Raw genomic sequence first — 15,107 nt, 5'->3', positions numbered from 1 at the left:
TGTTTTAAGAAACGTTTAATCTGATTGAATTCGCTCTTTGGAAGATTCTTATTGAACTGTTTTTTTCCAGTCCGCTGCGAATTTGTCCATGCCTTGATCTGTCAGTGGGTGTTTGGAAATTTGTTCAATGACAGAGAATGGAACCGTAGCAATATGTGCTCCTGCCATCGCTACACGTGTAACGTGGTCCGGATGTCTTACGGAAGCCGCGATAATTTGCGCATCCAGGTTATGTGTACGGAACAATTCAGCTACTTTGGCAACCAATTGAACACCATCTTCCGAAATATCATCAAGGCGTCCGAGGAATGGAGATACATAAGTAGCACCTGCGCGTGCTGCCAGCAGTGCCTGATTCACAGTGAAGATCAACGTTACGTTCGTTTTCACGCCTTTTTTGGTCAGGTAACGGCAAGCTTCAAGTCCTGCAAGTGTCATTGGCAGCTTGATTGTAATGTTTTTGTCGTTATTGTTGATTTTGATCAATTCATTCGCTTGAGCGATCATTTCTTCAGCTGTAAGAGCATCTGGTGTTACTTCTGCAGATACGGATTCAACTTCAGGTACTTCGCGCAAAATTTCCTCAATGCGATCTTCAAACTTAATGCCTTCTTTGGCTACTAGTGATGGGTTAGTTGTTACACCGGACAGGACGCCGATTTTATACGCTTTTTTGATGTCTTCCAAGTTTGCTGTGTCGATGAAAAATTTCATGTTAAAACCCTCCAGTTAATTTGTTTTTTTATTACAAGTTTGAATTCACAGCCAAAGGTGCAGCCAGTGCATCTTCAGCAGACTGATCTGACGGCTCATCAAACCACCAGTGATGACCTTCAGCAGCTAGCATCTCGTCTGATTCCGCAGGACCGTAGCTACCTGCCGGGTAGAGGTGAAGTGGCAGCAGATTTTCTTCGAACGCCTCCAAAATCGGCTGTACCCAAGCCCAAGACAATTCAACTTCATCCCAATGAGCGAAGAACGTTGGATCCCCCTGCAGGGCATCACGAATCAGGTTCTCATAAGCTTCGGCAAGATCTTCCCGATCAGGTGCCAAATCAATGTGAACCGGCTTGAACTCCCCTTTGTGCTGAGGGTCGCTCGCATTGAGCTGAAGCGTCATGCTTTGATCAGGACTCATTTCAATGACAAGCAGGTTCGGCTTGGAACCATTGCTCTTCGCTGCATTTGACTGACCAGATGGTTCCTTGAATTCAATAACGATACGTGTTGATTTCTCCTTCATTCGTTTACCTGTGCGGATGTAGAATGGAACCCCGCGCCAGAAGAAGTCATCGATCTGCAATTTTGCAGCGATAAACGTATCGTTCATTGTATTTTCGGCCACACCCGGCTCGGCAGCATACGCACTCACAGCTTTGCCTTGAATGGATCCTTCAGCATATTGTCCCCGAATCACGCTTGCGCCCACATTGTGTTTCTGCAGCGGCTCGATCGATTCCATAATATGCTTTTTCTTCAGCCCAACTTTTTCGGTTGTGCTGTTGTATGGAAGCTGGATGGCCATCATCATGAGCAATTGCAGCATGTGATTCTGGAACATATCTCGCACGGCACCTACATGATCATAATAGGAAGCACGTTCCTCCACACCAACGGTCTCGTTGGCCGTGATTTGCACATTGGAGATGTAACGGTTGTTCCACAATGCTTTCATAATCGGATTGCTCTGATGCAAGGTTTCCAAACGCTGTACCATCGGTTTGCCAAGATAATGGTCAATCCGATAAATCTCTTCTTCCGTGAACGCCTCACTCAGTTTGCGGTTAAGATCTCGGGCCGATTGCAGATCATGACCGAACGGTTTCTCAATCACGAGGCGCTTCCAGCCTTCGGTGGATCCCAGTCCGCTGTTTTGGATGTTTTCTGCGATCGGTTCGAAGAATTCTGGTCCGACAGACAGATAGAACAGACGATTGGACGGAATGTCCAGCTCTGCTTCTCTCTGTTCAACCAATTTTAACAGCTGTATATAATCTTCCTTATGACTAATATTCAATACATTGTAACGAAAAGCCTGCACGAATGACTTCACACGTTCAGGATCCGCCTGCCGTCTGGAGAATTCATTCAGTGACTTTTCAACTTGTGCCTGAAAGAATTCATCAGACCATTCTCTACGGCCCAGGCCAATCAGCGAGAAGGTTTCAGGAAGTTTCTGCTCAATGTATAAATTGTATAAGGCAGGATATATTTTTCTTTTGGCTAAATCGCCAGTAGCACCAAATAAAATAATGCTCGTCGGTTCCATATCACCGTTCTCCTTCCAAGTAACTCTGGTTTCTTTGCTGTAGTTACACTATAATACGTTTTATAGCCATACAAGTAATTAATATATTTCACAGGAGCTATAGACAATATCTATGACAACAAATTATGAGTTATATAAAGTCTTTTACTGGGCTGCCAAAACAGGAAGTTTGACTCAAGCCGCCAAGGCGCTTTATATCACCCAACCCAGCGTCAGCCATGCCATCAAGCAGCTGGAAGAGAGTTTTGGCCTGACGTTGTTTTATCGGAACTCCAAAGGTGTGGCATTGACTCAAGAAGGCGTCAGCCTATATTCCTATATCGAACAATCCCAGATTCTGATTTCACTCGCGGAAGAGAAAATGGCTGCATTGAAAAGTCTGGACAGTGGAGAGCTTCGAATCGGAGGCAGTGACTCCTTGTTCAAGCATTACATGCTTGCGTACCTGGAAGAATTCCATATCCTGTATCCCAACATTAAGCTGCATCTAAGTCATGGAACAACGCCTGAAGTCATAACGTTTTTGAAAGAGGGCAAAATTGATCTCGGTGTTGTACGGATGCCAATTGTGGATCCGCAGCTGGAGGTCCGTGAGAGCATTCAGCTCAAAGATTGCTTCGTCGCTGGCGAACGTTACGCCCAGTTGAAGGGCAAGGTCATGACACTGGATATGCTGCTTGAACACGAGCTTATTCTCTTCTCGCGGAACAGCCGGGTTCGCATGGCTATTACGGAGTTGTTTAACAGCTATGGATACACATTGAAGCCTGGGATCGAGGTCGGAAGCGTGGATCTGCTCATTGAATTTGCAAGGCGGGGATTGGGTATTTCCTATGTAACCCGTGAATTTATTTCCAAGGAGCTGGAGGAAGGTTCACTGTTTGAAATTCAGCTCGATGTCCCTCTTCCCCCTTCACATGTGGGGATTATGACCAAACGAAATATGCCTATTTCCCTGGCGGCAAACCGAATTATGGATCTTATTTTTAAAAGTTAAATCACTCCTTAACACAAACAAGTGCTTCTACCCCTGATTAGGAAAAAGAAGCACTTGTTAATTGACGACTGTTTAGCGACTAATGATAAATTTCCATTTTTACTCGTGTAGAACGTTACACTGCTGAATGCTCATTACACTCCATCCATTTGCTCCAGTTCTATTAGACGGCTCCTGATTCGCTGTGGAATCATCTCAAACAGCCTGTCCCATGTTACAAACTTTTCCTGCTCTAGTAAGTACTCTTCAAATTGCATTGTCGGTACAAAGGCTTTGGTCTGTAGATAGTTCCTCACCCGAGCATCAATCTCCTCATTGGTCTTATAATAATTTTTGAACAAGTCGTTCACTAGCAGGCCGTCACATCCGGCTTGGATACCTGCAGCGGAATACAAATCGGGCAGCAACTCGAACACGACAGGCAGCGGCGAGAAAGCATGTTTACCTGGCTGTGAATAGAGACAGACGTGACGATCAACCATATTCATCCGATCCTTCAGCATCCCCCTCAGCACTTTACCGTGAAAACTGGCTTCACAATCCACGACCTCGCCTTCATGGCCCACATAGATCCAAACATGTTCCATTTCATACAGGTGCCCAATCTCATAATCCCACCATATCGCATACTCCACTACAAATTGCACGGCCTCAACCGGAAAAAGGATTTCCCGTTTAAACGAGGGTGAAGGTCCAGGTTTCTCGAGTATTGAAATACCAACCAGATCCGGATAAAACGGTTCGTTCAGATCAAACATCAAAATGGGCGCATAACTCATCGCTGTTTCCAGCAATTCCGTACCCGTAATCGTCATGGATATTCCCCTCCATAATCATGTGTTCAAACAAACGCTAAATTTATATTAACCAAGAAACTTGTAGATGTATATTTGTGCAAAATAAAAGCCCGAAACCAGACACGTTTACTGGTCACGGGCATCGACATGATCTGAAATGAAAACTTAAGTCAGCCTTTGGTTTTGGATGCTTGGTTTACTTGGTCCGAAACGGAGTCCACACAACCAATTGGCGGTCCCAAGATCGCATCATTTTGGATGGATGCAACCGCTTGGGCATAGGCTTCTTCGTCAATACAGTAGGCTCTATGTGCTACTTCAGGAGGTGTTGCAGCCAGGAAGTCTGCTCCCAACACAATATCAGGCGTCGGCTGATCAAAGATGGTCAGCAAATGAACATCATCCGTATCCGCCACAAACCAATGAAACCATCCTTTGGGGAAAATGGAGACTTGACCGGGTTTCAAATGATAATTAATCCGTCTCCGGGCAAAGGGATCAAACACCGAAGTTGTAATCTCCCCACTAATCAAAACAATCATTTCCGTCGTGTTGGTATGCCAGTGAGGCTGAACAATGATCCCCTTGCTCATGTGTATATTGAAAAAGCCATTCTGAATGCTTGGCAGTTGCTCCCCGAATAATTGCGTAACATAATTACGCGGATCTCGCTGATAGTTCAGTACAGCAGTGGAATCACCCGCGAGCTGAATATTCGGGATTTGCAAAATCGGATTGATCATGCTAATGTTTCCTCCTTATGGGCGCATACCTCATTGTTGTACTGTATGCGCAATAAATTCAGATCATGCTTAAGGGGAAGTCATGGCCATCCTTATTTCCTGCTCTGTAACTTCTTGCGTTAAAATGACGTCTATACGGGTAAAAACATGGAAGAACGGAAAGGTGGAATTTATATTGCACTGGAACAAAATAATGCTACTCGCACTTGGCATCCTTGTCGCTTCGACTCTATCAGCCTGCAGCTCAACTCCTGGTGAGAGTGCAGAGCCTCAAACCACAGAGACCGTACAGGAGCAGCCGGATTCTCAGATGGACAACAAGACGGGTACTGAAAAAGAAAATACCGAATTAGGCAAGGAAGCCCACGAACCGGTCGAGGGACAGCCCCCGACTGTTACTGAAGCATCCACTACCATTATCAAAGCCCTTCAAGAAGGAGACATGGAGACGGTAGCTTCTTGGGCCTCACAGGGTGGAGTCCGCTTCTCTCCTTTTGCCAACATTGATCCAGAAAATGATCTGGTGTTCACACCGGATGAAATTAGTGGGCTAATGAAAGATACCACCCGATACGTATGGCGTTCCACACCCGGCAATAATGATCAAATTGAACTGACTTATGCGGATTATCATCAAAACTATGTGTATAACAAAGACTTCATACATGACGGTGAAAATGCGGTAAACGCCGTCATTGGCGAGAATGCTCATCTCGGCAATTTGCACGAGGTATACCCGGAAGCCAATCATGATTTTGTTGAATTTCATGTAAAAGGCGCAGGTGACGACGAAAGAGACTGGCATACTTTGCGTCTGGTATTCGAAAAAATTGGTGAGGACCACACCCTTGTCGGTATTGTCCACGATCAATGGACTCCATGATAAGTCTCATGTCCAACAAGCTCAACAGAGACACTCGGGATGTATAAAATCAAAGCCTCAGGCCTGAATACAATCAGGTCTGAGGCTTTTCATTTCATAGAGATTTGTTCTTTATGTTCAACTCAGTGAATGACAAAAAAGCCTGACTATATCGAAAGAGAATCAAGCTTTATATCTAATTTATATTTGATCAAAAAAATCTGCTATGGTCTTCCCCGGATCAGCCAGAAAATCAAGATGCGTAGAAGAAATATCGCCATATTCCTGGTGTTCTAAATCAACGTAACCGATGAGCTTTTTACTGGGATTCCAGACCAGATGAATATGTGAGTATTGATCCAAATCGGCGGATAAACGAAGCAGTTTCTGCCTCCCCATCTTCATCTCCACAGTATTCAACAGATTAAAGAAATCTACATATTGGATACCTGATTCGTTATCCGGCAATTCCACTCGCCGTGGCCCTTCGTTCAGAAAATGAACAAGTTCCTTCGGCAGCTTGTATGGCTTTAATGCATGCAATTTGTTACTTAAGTCATGGAACTCCTTCGGTTCGTGAGCCTTCAGGTAATCGGCCATCTCGTCATTTTTCTGACTAACCGCAATCGTGTAAGCCCGTTCCCCATCCTTTTCCTGAATGGTCACATCTGCACCCTGTTCCACGAGATACTGAACCATCTTCATATTATTGTTGCGAGCAGCGACAGTAAGCGGGGTTGCTCTATAAGGGTACACCATATCCGGTTCATTATAGTTAATGTCTGTCCCTTCATTCAGCAAATACTGTATCGTTTGCATATCATGGTCAGACACAGCTTTCCGCAATGTTTTCCCACCATATTTCCGTATATCCAGTCCAAGCTCGTTCAGCACAGCTATATTCTTTTTGTTGCCGTAATATGCTTCATCGTACGCACTCGATTTCACCTTGTTTAAACCAGTCAATTTCGCACCCTTCTCATGCAGATAGCGAAGGACCTCTTCTCCGCCATATCTGGCTGCAGTAAGAATAGACGGGTTACCTTTCATATTGAGATTGACGCCATGCTCTACGAATAGCTCTATCATCTTCTGTTGATTGGTGATTAAAGCAAGCTCTATTGGTGTCAAAGCTATGTATTTGCTGAGTGTGATGGGTGCTTCCAAGTCCACACCCTCTCTGATCCATTCCTCTACAGCAGCAGTATCTCCCTTATAGATCGCCATGGCGAAATCAGGCAGCGTTTCAAACGTTCCTTGGTTTCCGATTTTGAACAAAGATGTACCCTCCCCCTGGTTTATATGCATATGAAAACTACTCTTATTAGTCCATTCTATTATACCTAAACTGATTCTCTATCTTACCATTTCTTGAAATATGAAAAGATAGAAATATTCGCAGAACACCAGAACGATGTCCACGGTCATGTATCACATTTGAGCTCTGCACATTCCTATGCTAATATTATGAACACCTATTTCATAAACAACAACCTTAGAAAGGGACATTATGAATCCTTTATCCGTACAATCCATATTTCAACAACAGATTCCTTCATTAGATCTTCGAAGCTGCCTCGTCAGCATGCAAGGGGAGCACATATACCAGCATTATCGCAATCAAGAAGCAGCTAATCAGATCGCCAAAGTCAATTCGTGCACCAAAAGTGTGCTGTCTGCACTTATCTGTATCGCGATGGATCACGGGTGGCTGCCTGATGCATCCACTCCACTCTCTACCTTTTTCCCGAAGCTAGCTTCAGATCCTGACCCCCGGAAACCGCAAATCACTCTGGAACAGCTGCTCACCATGACAGCCGGTTTCAACTGGGATGAGTTTGGCGGACAAAATTCGTTTCCACGTATGACACGCACGGATCATTGGGTGAACTTTGCGTTGGAGCAACGTCTTAGTCATTCACCAGGAACCCATATGGAATACAATTCGGGGGTATCGCAAATACTTGCGGCCATCCTTATGCAACAAACTGGAATGAGCGTAGCGGAGTTCGCTGAACGTTATTTGTTTGGTCCATTGGGGATTACGGAGTATCAGTGGGAGAGTGATCCTCAGGGTGTACATACAGGGGGATTTGGGTTAAAGATGCTGCCAGTGGATTTGCTGAAATTCGGTCAGCTCTTTTTGCAGAAAGGTACGTGGCATGGTGAACGTTTGATTTCAAGTGCTCTCGTTGCCCGTTCTACAGAAGCATTCATTACCGTGACTCCACCGAACCGTGGAAGCTACGGCTGGCACTGGTGGGTCGATACTTGCAAGACTGATGAATCATCTGAATTTAGTGGAGAACGTAAACAATCGTCGGGGTATGGGTCTGAGTACACCTCCATAAACACCGCTGAGCAGAGTAAGTCTGTACTTCACTATTATTACGCCCGTGGATATGGCGGTCAGTTTGTGTACGTTGTTCCTGAGCTTGAGCTTGTTACGGTCTTGACGAACGACAAACGAAAGAAGGAAAAACCTCCTCTGGATGTTTTCCCTAGATTGATTGCTCCACAGTTACTTAAACTATTGTAAACCGCATCTATCGGTTTATGTAAAACACAATATTACCCCAACCATGACCGGGTACTTCCCGATCGGTTGGGGTTATTGACGTACATTGTTTTACTTCATTACACCTCAAAAAGTGTCTCTTCAATCGCAAGTGTTATGGGATATGGACCTGATTCCTTATTGGAGAGCACGACCAGTTGTGCTGCATGTTCTAGGTATAGCGAAGACATAAACGACACCCCAGGATCAAATCCCATGACATGTACTTTGAAAATATCTTCTCCTTTTTGATCAACCCAAACACCCTGGCCATAGTAGGTCTCTCCTTCTTCTTGTACATGAGGTGTAGTCAAATGTTGTGTTGTCGATTCACTCAGTAATTTATAATTTAACAGTCCATCCCAGAAACGAATCATATCAGGTGCTGTTGTATACGCCCCACCATCGGCCCCACCCTTGATTGGGATCGAGAATATATTGGTGTTCCATGTTCCATCGTCATGATCAATATATCCGATTGCTGTGTTTCGTGGAAGCTGATCGGTCAAAAAATAACCTGAATTCGTCATCCCGCAACGTTTAAAAATGTGTTCCTGTACATATTCGGTGAAAGGTTGTCCCGATTGTTCTTCCACAATCAAGCCTAACACGATAAATGCCGCATTATTATAGTGGAAACGTTCACCGGGTGTTGACTTCATTGGCAGATGCCGGAACATCGGCAAAAAGTCACTTGGCTGTCTCATCGAGTAGACAGGCCGCTCTTTCCACAAATCGGCAAAGTCCTCCATCACTTCCTCGTCAAAATAATCCGGAATGCCTGAAGTATGCGTTAGTAATTGATGCACCGTAACATTTTTGTCCCATAATGGAAAGTCAATACTCAACACATCTTTCAGCAATGAATCGCCAGACAGTTTACCCTGCTCAATTAGCTGGCATACACTTACTGCCGTGAAGATTTTGCATCCTGAAGCAATTCCAAACCGGGTATCCATCTGGTTGGGGATTGCTTCGCTTCGATTGGCGTACCCACGACTCCTGTTCAAAAGCAATTGGCCACGTTGTTTTAACAAAATCACACCAGAAAAATCGATACTCTCCATGACTTTATCTATCTTGCGTATCAAATCCGTTTCGTATGTCATTGTTTTACTCACCTTTTTTTCTTTTGCTCGCCCGGTTCTTACATCCACCATACATGGTGCTGTAATCTACGGCTGACAAAGCATGATTAAGTGTTGTTCTATCACCTGCTCCATCCGTTGAACACTTAGCCTTTCGGGTTGCATTAGCGTATGAATGGCTAGTCCATCTACCAGAGCATACAACTTCTCTGTTTCGATCTCGGCATCCAGATCCGGATGTGCCATGCCATGTTCGCGCAGCTCCTGGATAACCAATTGAGCGGATAGATACATACCGTTATGCATTTGATCGCTTAACTTTTTTAATTCAGGGTACATCAGCACTTTGGCCGAAAAAGAAAACCAGACCTCCATTTCCATTTTCCTGTCCTCATCCAGTGGAAGAAATTGCAGCAGGAGATTTTTCATATTCTCCAACACGGTTCCACTCATCTGTAACGCTTCTACTCTCTGTTTCACCCTTTCCGCAAACAGATTCATGCAAAATGCAAATAGCTCAGCCTGTGTGGCAAAATAATGCCTCATTGATCCTACGGATAGGCCCGCTTCCTTCGCTATAGTCCGAACAGTGGCGTGTTCAAGTCCATTATCCCGGATAACGCGAATAGCTGCGGCAGCAACAATTGATCTTTGTTTTTCATGGTCTACAATTTTGGGCATGGCTTCATTATACACCAAGCTTCTCTTTTTATAGTACACTGTGTTATAATTCTTTTTAATACATCGTATTAAATAAAAAGATTGTAAAGAAAGGAATTACTAAGGATGCAGACTAGCATTTCAGGCAATCGACGCAAAAAATGGAGAGTGTTAAAATTCATAACCCTGCTGTTCTGTACAGCGCTATTGGTTATTAGCGTAGGTTTCCTCTATGAATGGTATGCCTCAGTGAAGGCAAAAGGAGACTATCCACCTTCGGGAAAATTAGTTGAAGCCGGAGGTTACCAGCTTCACATTCATCAACAAGGAAGCGGGTCTCCTACCATTATTTTGGAGGCAGGAAGTGGTGAAACCAGTCTATCCTGGCGTGATATCCCTAATGAACTGGCCAAATACGCCACAGTGGTTACCTACGACCGCGCAGGGTATGCGTGGAGTGAGCCCTCCCCCACTGAACGTTCTGGTGCAAATATTGTTAAAGAGTTACATACAGCTCTGGAGAAAGAAGGCATTGGTGGGCCATATATTATGGTAGGACATTCTCTTGGTGGAATGTATGCCAGGCTGTTCGCACAAACCTACAGAAACGACGTGGAAGGCTTGGTCCTTATTGATGCAAGACCTGAGGATGATGAACGAAATACGAAGGATTTGCTGAAACAGGCTCACTTTCAAGGTAATCCGCCTGCTTCCTTATTGTCGGTTTTGAAGTTATCCGGAAGTTTCCGGCTGTTTCCAGACTTCATGCTTGAAGGATTGGTTGCCAAACAAGATCGGGATGCATTTGTTAATGTAATAGCAACCCCTTCCTTTTTTCATGCCAAAGAAGAGGAAGCTGCTCTTGCCTATAAAACAGAAGATGCCATTCGCGGCCAAAACCTCGAATCCATCCCTGTACGAATCATTGCTCGCGGGCTCCCCCAAAACTATGCTCAGGCAGGAATATCCGATGATATTGGAAAGGAACTTGAATCCATCTGGCAAGCGGGACAGCGCAACATGTTGAACATATCGGAGGATAGTGAGCTCATCGTTGCTTCGAAAAGCGGACACATGGTCATTCATGACGAACCCGACCTCGTTATCCAAACCATCCTGCAATTGCTTTCGAACAACAACAAGACGCACTCCATTCGCTAAATGTTTAAAGGCTGTCCCCTTGCGCACCACTACGGGACAGCCTTTTTCGTATTAAATCTGCTAATTCAATTCCGTTCCTATGATTTAACGGAAAGCTTGCTGATCTGTCTCAAGTCCCCTAGGATCCATCTTCTTTTCACGCGTCAATTTTGCATTCATGAGATAGTGCAGCGTCAAGTAGATGGTGAGTATAAATAGACCAAAAAACAGGCAAAACGCAATCGATGGACGACTAACACTTTCAACTACCAATTTAAACAGCGTATCCCGGTTAGTTAAGGCATCCCAACTGTTCAGACGGTAGACCCGCCCGAGCAGCACACCGTAGCTCCCCAAAGCGCAGCCCGCCAGTACAAAGACCCATGACGCCACATTTCCCATTTTTCGATATATAACCTCTTGGAGCTGATACATGGACAAAAAACCAAGCAGCAAGCCTGTCCATACAAACATCAGCACTACAATCAGATCGTACCAGTACCTGTAATCCAGACCGTTTTCAGCATAGTAACGCGAACTCCGCGCCGTCAGATGAACAAGATCCGTTACGATATAGGACGCATTCGGAAAAAACAACAGCCATAAGAGCCCACTTGCCACCGCAAGCCATGGAGCCACTCTCCACTTCGCTTCACTGAATCCATATGAAATAAAAGAGAAAACAAACGGAATCCAGGCCAAAAACAGATTCCAGATAAGAAACCGGAAATATCGTTGGTCCAGCCAGTCAGCAGCTGCAAAGTACAGTCCTACCGTAACCACAGTAACTACGCTAAGGAAAATAAAAACATTAAAATAATTCAGCTGTCTCAATAGTGCCTACCTCACTTATTTTCGGGAAATTCCGAATAATCGCTTCCATTCTCATCCTAAAAATTGAAACAAACACCACATTAGGATCATACCACGTACTCAATAAGAATCAAATTACTTGAATCCGGTATTCATCATTAAGTCCGTTGCAGAGCATTATCCCAATACCTCAATCTGCACCTACATAACACAAAAGCGGCTGTTCCGTTAATAGGAACAAGCCGCTTTCTTTAAATGCGCATTTTCTACATAGTTGTTCAATGACTTCCTGCGATAATTGCAGTCAGTTTATCTGGATTCACGACCAGATAGACTGCCTCAATTCGTTCACCCGACAAGTCCGCCTGAAGGCATAATACCTCGCTTAACTCCCCATTATTCAGGAGAGCAACCTGAAGCTCCCCGTTGATCATGGTTGGAACCCACTCGCGTTCCCTTAATCGGGTAAGCACACGCCGGGACGTCAGAAGAGCGAGAACACCCTTATGAACCTTCATGGATCTCATGACCGTATGTACCCGTCCACCTCCATCTGCGGTAAATACAGGTTGTTCAGAGAGCAGATCGAGCATGGCAGTCACATCATAAGCAAGAAAGGCAGTCGTGAAACGCGCGAGCAATTTTTCTTTGGTCGCTTGATCCACGGTGGTCTGATCCTTATCCGGAAGTTGATCCGGCAGGTTGCGTCTGGCCCGGCTAAAAATTTGCCGGCAATTGCTTTCCGTTTTGCCAAGCCAATCGGCAATCTCCCGGTACTCGTACTGGAAGGCTTCACGAAGCACAAATACTGCCCGTTCCACGGGTGTCAGTCGTTCCAGCAGCACCAGATAGGCATAAGAGATCATTTCTTTCTGTTCATAAGTTTCCTCTGGCAGCTTCACTGTCTCGCCAATCGGTTCAGGAAGCCATTCACCAACATAATGTTCTCTTTGATTGCGCGCGGAATTCAGCTGATTCAGACTCCGATTTACGACAAGTTTGGCAATATAGGATTTGGGATTACGGATTACTTCGTCAGATCTGCTCTGCAGCCCTGCAAAACAGTCCTGAACAATATCCTCCGCTTCCACGACACTCCCAAGCATTCGATAAGCAATGGAGAAAGCATATGCTTTATAACGGATATACAGTTCACCAACTTCCAGAGAAGACTCTTCCGGTTCATTGGTGAGTTTATCAGGATTCATTTGAAAAGCCTCCTCTGGGAGCGGATATTAGATGTTTAATTAAAACAGCCGGGATACATGCCTGTAGTAATTGCAATTCGGTTCCAGTTGTTTATGGTATTGATCGCCATGATCAAATCCACGACCTCCGCTTCACTAAAGTGTTCCCGGACCTTATTGTATAAATCCAAAGGAACCCCCTGCTCAGAGATTTGGGTCACGGCTTCAGCCAGTTCAAGCATAACACGTTCTTTTTCCGTGAACAAAGGAGCTTCGCGCCATACGCTAAGCATTAAAATGTGATCTGCATAATCGCCAAGCTTCAACAGATCTTTGGCATGCATGTCAAGACAAAAAGCACAGCCGTTGATTTGTGATACTCTGATTTTTAACAGCTCATATAATACTTTATCTTCAAATTGACCCGATACAAACTGCTCCATTGCCATTAATGCCTTGAAAGCTCCCGGATTTACTGCTCTGTGATTCATTCTCAAACTCATTTCAAATCGCCTCCGTATTGTAGTGTACATACTGAAGACAAATGAGCAGATGAATCTGTGACATCCATTTCAAAAAAAGTTATGGGGGATAATTAGTATCTCCAACCGTTACCAATGAGAGGGCGCTGCACAGTGTACGGCGTGTAATCTGACTCCGATGGCAAATAAGCCGTATTCGGGGTATGTCCATACGATGAATTCATTGGATCGGGATAAATATGTTCCGGACTTGGTGCGTACTGCATTTGTACATACGGCTGAGAATTCGGCTGGGCGTTGGGCTGGCTATTTGGTTTAGGCATGTTTTCGGCAGCTGGCGAAACTTGAGTTGCACAATCTGCAGGCGGTCCAATGAATACGGTCTTTTGAATTGGGGCTAGTGTCTCTTTAACCTTGTTCTCGTCCAGACAATACGTATGGGCCAGTACATTTGCAGGCGTAAGACGCAGAATGTCTGAACCAAATATCGCTTCTGGAACCGGAGCATCAAAAATGGCCAGCAGGTGAGTGTTATCAAGAGTTGCAATTTCATAATGCCACCAGCCTTGGGGAACATTCGCTACCTGGCCAGGATTAATGCGGAAGTTTAACAATTCGTTGGTAAAAGGATTGATCAGGGAAACGACAGCAGAACCACGGATACAATAGACCAATTCTGTTGCGTTTTGATGTATATGAGGTTCAACTACATTGCCAGTACTCAAATAAATATCCAGCAGGGATGCATTCCCCAATGTATTTAACTGTTTGATGGATAGGGAGTTAATGTAGTTATTTTCATCCTTTTTGAACAATTGATTCTGGTTCACATCATACGTGAACTGGGTGGTGGGTAACGTATAATCCATATAAGAGGTTGCCAAAAGTTAACGCCTGCCCTTCGCTCATGGTTTAGGTATAAACCTATACGCCAGCTTATGCCCAGGGCATATATGCGTGAGCCCATTTCTGCCGGAGCTGATTCAGGGCAAATGGCCCAGGTCAAAATGGAATTCAATGATAAACGTGCGATACGAATCCCAATTGCATAAAAAAAAAATCATATCTGCCGGTTTATCTTATTTTCACTTGCTATATAGTTTAAAAAACAAAAAAAACCTTGAAATGAACTCAAACTCAAGGGTTATAAATATAAACGGACAGGATCAAGAGTATAGAAGTATAATAATCTTCCTTTACTCTTGATCCTGTCCGTTAATTCCTGGATGCGCGTGGAGGGACTTGAACCCCCACGTCAAAGACGCTAGATCCTAAGTCTAGTGCGTCTGCCAATTCCGCCACACGCGCATATCGTATTATGGTGCCGGCGAGAGGACTTGAACCCCCAACCTACTGATTACAAGTCAGTTGCTCTACCAGTTGAGCTACACCGGCGTTTTTTGGTAGCGGCAGAGGGGATCGAACCCCCGACCTCACGGGTATGAACCGTACGCTCTAGCCAGCTGAGCTACGCCGCCACATTATGTAATTAGAAAATATCCCAAAGGGATT

General features: G+C 44.7%; 15 protein-coding genes and 3 tRNA genes. 4 read left to right on the top strand and 14 right to left on the bottom strand.

Going from position 1 to position 15,107, the window contains the following annotated elements:
• Positions 1-48: 48 nt before the first annotated feature.
• Both fsa and zwf read right to left on the bottom strand, forming a co-directional pair.
• The gene (gene fsa / locus ABGV42_RS02400; RefSeq protein ID WP_095357317.1) at positions 49-714 is read right to left on the bottom strand and encodes a fructose-6-phosphate aldolase; all 666 of its coding nucleotides are present in this window, start codon (positions 712-714) and stop codon (positions 49-51) included.
• Positions 715-745: 31 nt separating this feature from the next.
• On the bottom strand, positions 746-2,269 hold the full coding sequence (zwf, locus tag ABGV42_RS02395; RefSeq protein WP_347380215.1) for a glucose-6-phosphate dehydrogenase: 1,524 nt from the start codon (positions 2,267-2,269) through the stop codon (positions 746-748).
• Positions 2,270-2,381: 112 nt separating this feature from the next.
• Here zwf and ABGV42_RS02390 point away from each other — a divergent pair, with 112 nt between their 5' ends.
• Positions 2,382-3,266 (top strand): LysR family transcriptional regulator, encoded by an 885-nt coding sequence (locus tag ABGV42_RS02390; protein WP_347380214.1) that lies wholly within the window; start codon positions 2,382-2,384, stop codon positions 3,264-3,266.
• Positions 3,267-3,400: 134 nt separating this feature from the next.
• Here ABGV42_RS02390 and ABGV42_RS02385 read toward each other — a convergent pair whose 3' ends face one another.
• Both ABGV42_RS02385 and ABGV42_RS02380 read right to left on the bottom strand, forming a co-directional pair.
• Complete coding sequence (locus ABGV42_RS02385) at positions 3,401-4,081, bottom strand: hypothetical protein (protein ID WP_347380213.1); 681 nt, start codon at positions 4,079-4,081, stop codon at positions 3,401-3,403.
• Positions 4,082-4,233: 152 nt separating this feature from the next.
• Positions 4,234-4,806, bottom strand: coding sequence for a cupin domain-containing protein (locus ABGV42_RS02380; RefSeq protein ID WP_347380212.1), 573 nt, complete (start codon positions 4,804-4,806; stop codon positions 4,234-4,236).
• 175 nt (positions 4,807-4,981) lie between these two features.
• Between ABGV42_RS02380 and ABGV42_RS02375 the strand changes: the two genes are divergently transcribed.
• Positions 4,982-5,689, top strand: a complete 708-nt coding sequence (locus ABGV42_RS02375; protein ID WP_347380211.1) for a hypothetical protein — start codon at positions 4,982-4,984, stop codon at positions 5,687-5,689.
• A 180-nt stretch (positions 5,690-5,869) separates the two neighbouring features.
• Here ABGV42_RS02375 and ABGV42_RS02370 read toward each other — a convergent pair whose 3' ends face one another.
• A complete protein-coding gene (locus ABGV42_RS02370) occupies positions 5,870-6,946 on the bottom strand; it encodes an ankyrin repeat domain-containing protein (RefSeq protein ID WP_347380210.1) in 1,077 nt (358 codons plus the stop codon).
• A gap of 232 nt (positions 6,947-7,178) precedes the next feature.
• Here ABGV42_RS02370 and ABGV42_RS02365 point away from each other — a divergent pair, with 232 nt between their 5' ends.
• A complete protein-coding gene (locus ABGV42_RS02365) occupies positions 7,179-8,207 on the top strand; it encodes a serine hydrolase domain-containing protein (protein ID WP_347380209.1) in 1,029 nt (342 codons plus the stop codon).
• Positions 8,208-8,305: 98 nt separating this feature from the next.
• On the opposite strand, the gene ABGV42_RS02360 is transcribed toward ABGV42_RS02365, so the two are convergent.
• A complete protein-coding gene (locus ABGV42_RS02360) occupies positions 8,306-9,334 on the bottom strand; it encodes a serine hydrolase domain-containing protein (protein WP_347380208.1) in 1,029 nt (342 codons plus the stop codon).
• 66 nt (positions 9,335-9,400) lie between these two features.
• On the bottom strand, positions 9,401-9,994 hold the full coding sequence (locus tag ABGV42_RS02355; protein ID WP_347383116.1) for a TetR/AcrR family transcriptional regulator: 594 nt from the start codon (positions 9,992-9,994) through the stop codon (positions 9,401-9,403).
• A gap of 105 nt (positions 9,995-10,099) precedes the next feature.
• On the opposite strand from ABGV42_RS02355, the gene ABGV42_RS02350 reads away from it, so the two are divergent.
• A complete protein-coding gene (locus ABGV42_RS02350; RefSeq protein WP_347380207.1) occupies positions 10,100-11,134 on the top strand; it encodes an alpha/beta fold hydrolase in 1,035 nt (344 codons plus the stop codon).
• Between the two features lie 84 nt (positions 11,135-11,218).
• On the opposite strand, the gene ABGV42_RS02345 is transcribed toward ABGV42_RS02350, so the two are convergent.
• The 7 genes from ABGV42_RS02345 to ABGV42_RS02315 all read right to left on the bottom strand — a co-directional run bounded on the left by ABGV42_RS02345 (position 11,219) and on the right by ABGV42_RS02315 (position 15,073).
• Positions 11,219-11,947, bottom strand: a complete 729-nt coding sequence (locus tag ABGV42_RS02345; protein ID WP_347380206.1) for a DUF1361 domain-containing protein — start codon at positions 11,945-11,947, stop codon at positions 11,219-11,221.
• Positions 11,948-12,204: 257 nt separating this feature from the next.
• Positions 12,205-13,134: a sigma-70 family RNA polymerase sigma factor gene (locus tag ABGV42_RS02340; protein WP_347380205.1), complete on the bottom strand. Its 930-nt coding sequence runs from the start codon at positions 13,132-13,134 to the stop codon at positions 12,205-12,207.
• 35 nt (positions 13,135-13,169) lie between these two features.
• Positions 13,170-13,616: a carboxymuconolactone decarboxylase family protein gene (locus ABGV42_RS02335; RefSeq protein ID WP_347380204.1), complete on the bottom strand. Its 447-nt coding sequence runs from the start codon at positions 13,614-13,616 to the stop codon at positions 13,170-13,172.
• A 92-nt stretch (positions 13,617-13,708) separates the two neighbouring features.
• Positions 13,709-14,464 (bottom strand): cupin domain-containing protein, encoded by a 756-nt coding sequence (locus ABGV42_RS02330; protein WP_347383115.1) that lies wholly within the window; start codon positions 14,462-14,464, stop codon positions 13,709-13,711.
• Positions 14,465-14,822: 358 nt separating this feature from the next.
• Positions 14,823-14,903 (bottom strand) — tRNA-Leu (locus ABGV42_RS02325).
• An 11-nt stretch (positions 14,904-14,914) separates the two neighbouring features.
• Positions 14,915-14,990: transfer RNA gene (locus ABGV42_RS02320), tRNA-Thr, on the bottom strand.
• Positions 14,991-14,996: 6 nt separating this feature from the next.
• A tRNA-Met gene (locus ABGV42_RS02315) sits at positions 14,997-15,073 on the bottom strand.
• Between the last annotated feature and the right edge of the window lie 34 nt (positions 15,074-15,107).

This window comes from Paenibacillus pabuli (genome assembly GCF_039831995.1).
Lineage (GTDB): Bacteria > Bacillota > Bacilli > Paenibacillales > Paenibacillaceae > Paenibacillus > Paenibacillus pabuli_C.
Note: the sequence above shows the minus strand (reverse complement) of the source record. Positions and strands in the feature narration are given on the sequence as shown.

Coding starts and splice junctions, on each gene's coding strand:
- ABGV42_RS02330 (WP_347383115.1), bottom strand. CDS start 14,464: ATGGATTATACGTTACCCACCACCCAGTTCACGTATGATGTGAACCAG.
- ABGV42_RS02385 (WP_347380213.1), bottom strand. CDS start 4,081: ATGACGATTACGGGTACGGAATTGCTGGAAACAGCGATGAGTTATGCG.
- ABGV42_RS02350 (WP_347380207.1), top strand. CDS start 10,100: ATGCAGACTAGCATTTCAGGCAATCGACGCAAAAAATGGAGAGTGTTA.
- ABGV42_RS02355 (WP_347383116.1), bottom strand. CDS start 9,994: ATGCCCAAAATTGTAGACCATGAAAAACAAAGATCAATTGTTGCTGCC.
- ABGV42_RS02365 (WP_347380209.1), top strand. CDS start 7,179: ATGAATCCTTTATCCGTACAATCCATATTTCAACAACAGATTCCTTCA.
- ABGV42_RS02360 (WP_347380208.1), bottom strand. CDS start 9,334: ATGACATACGAAACGGATTTGATACGCAAGATAGATAAAGTCATGGAG.
- fsa (WP_095357317.1), bottom strand. CDS start 714: ATGAAATTTTTCATCGACACAGCAAACTTGGAAGACATCAAAAAAGCG.
- ABGV42_RS02340 (WP_347380205.1), bottom strand. CDS start 13,134: ATGAATCCTGATAAACTCACCAATGAACCGGAAGAGTCTTCTCTGGAA.
- ABGV42_RS02335 (WP_347380204.1), bottom strand. CDS start 13,616: ATGAGTTTGAGAATGAATCACAGAGCAGTAAATCCGGGAGCTTTCAAG.
- ABGV42_RS02380 (WP_347380212.1), bottom strand. CDS start 4,806: ATGATCAATCCGATTTTGCAAATCCCGAATATTCAGCTCGCGGGTGAT.
- zwf (WP_347380215.1), bottom strand. CDS start 2,269: ATGGAACCGACGAGCATTATTTTATTTGGTGCTACTGGCGATTTAGCC.
- ABGV42_RS02390 (WP_347380214.1), top strand. CDS start 2,382: ATGACAACAAATTATGAGTTATATAAAGTCTTTTACTGGGCTGCCAAA.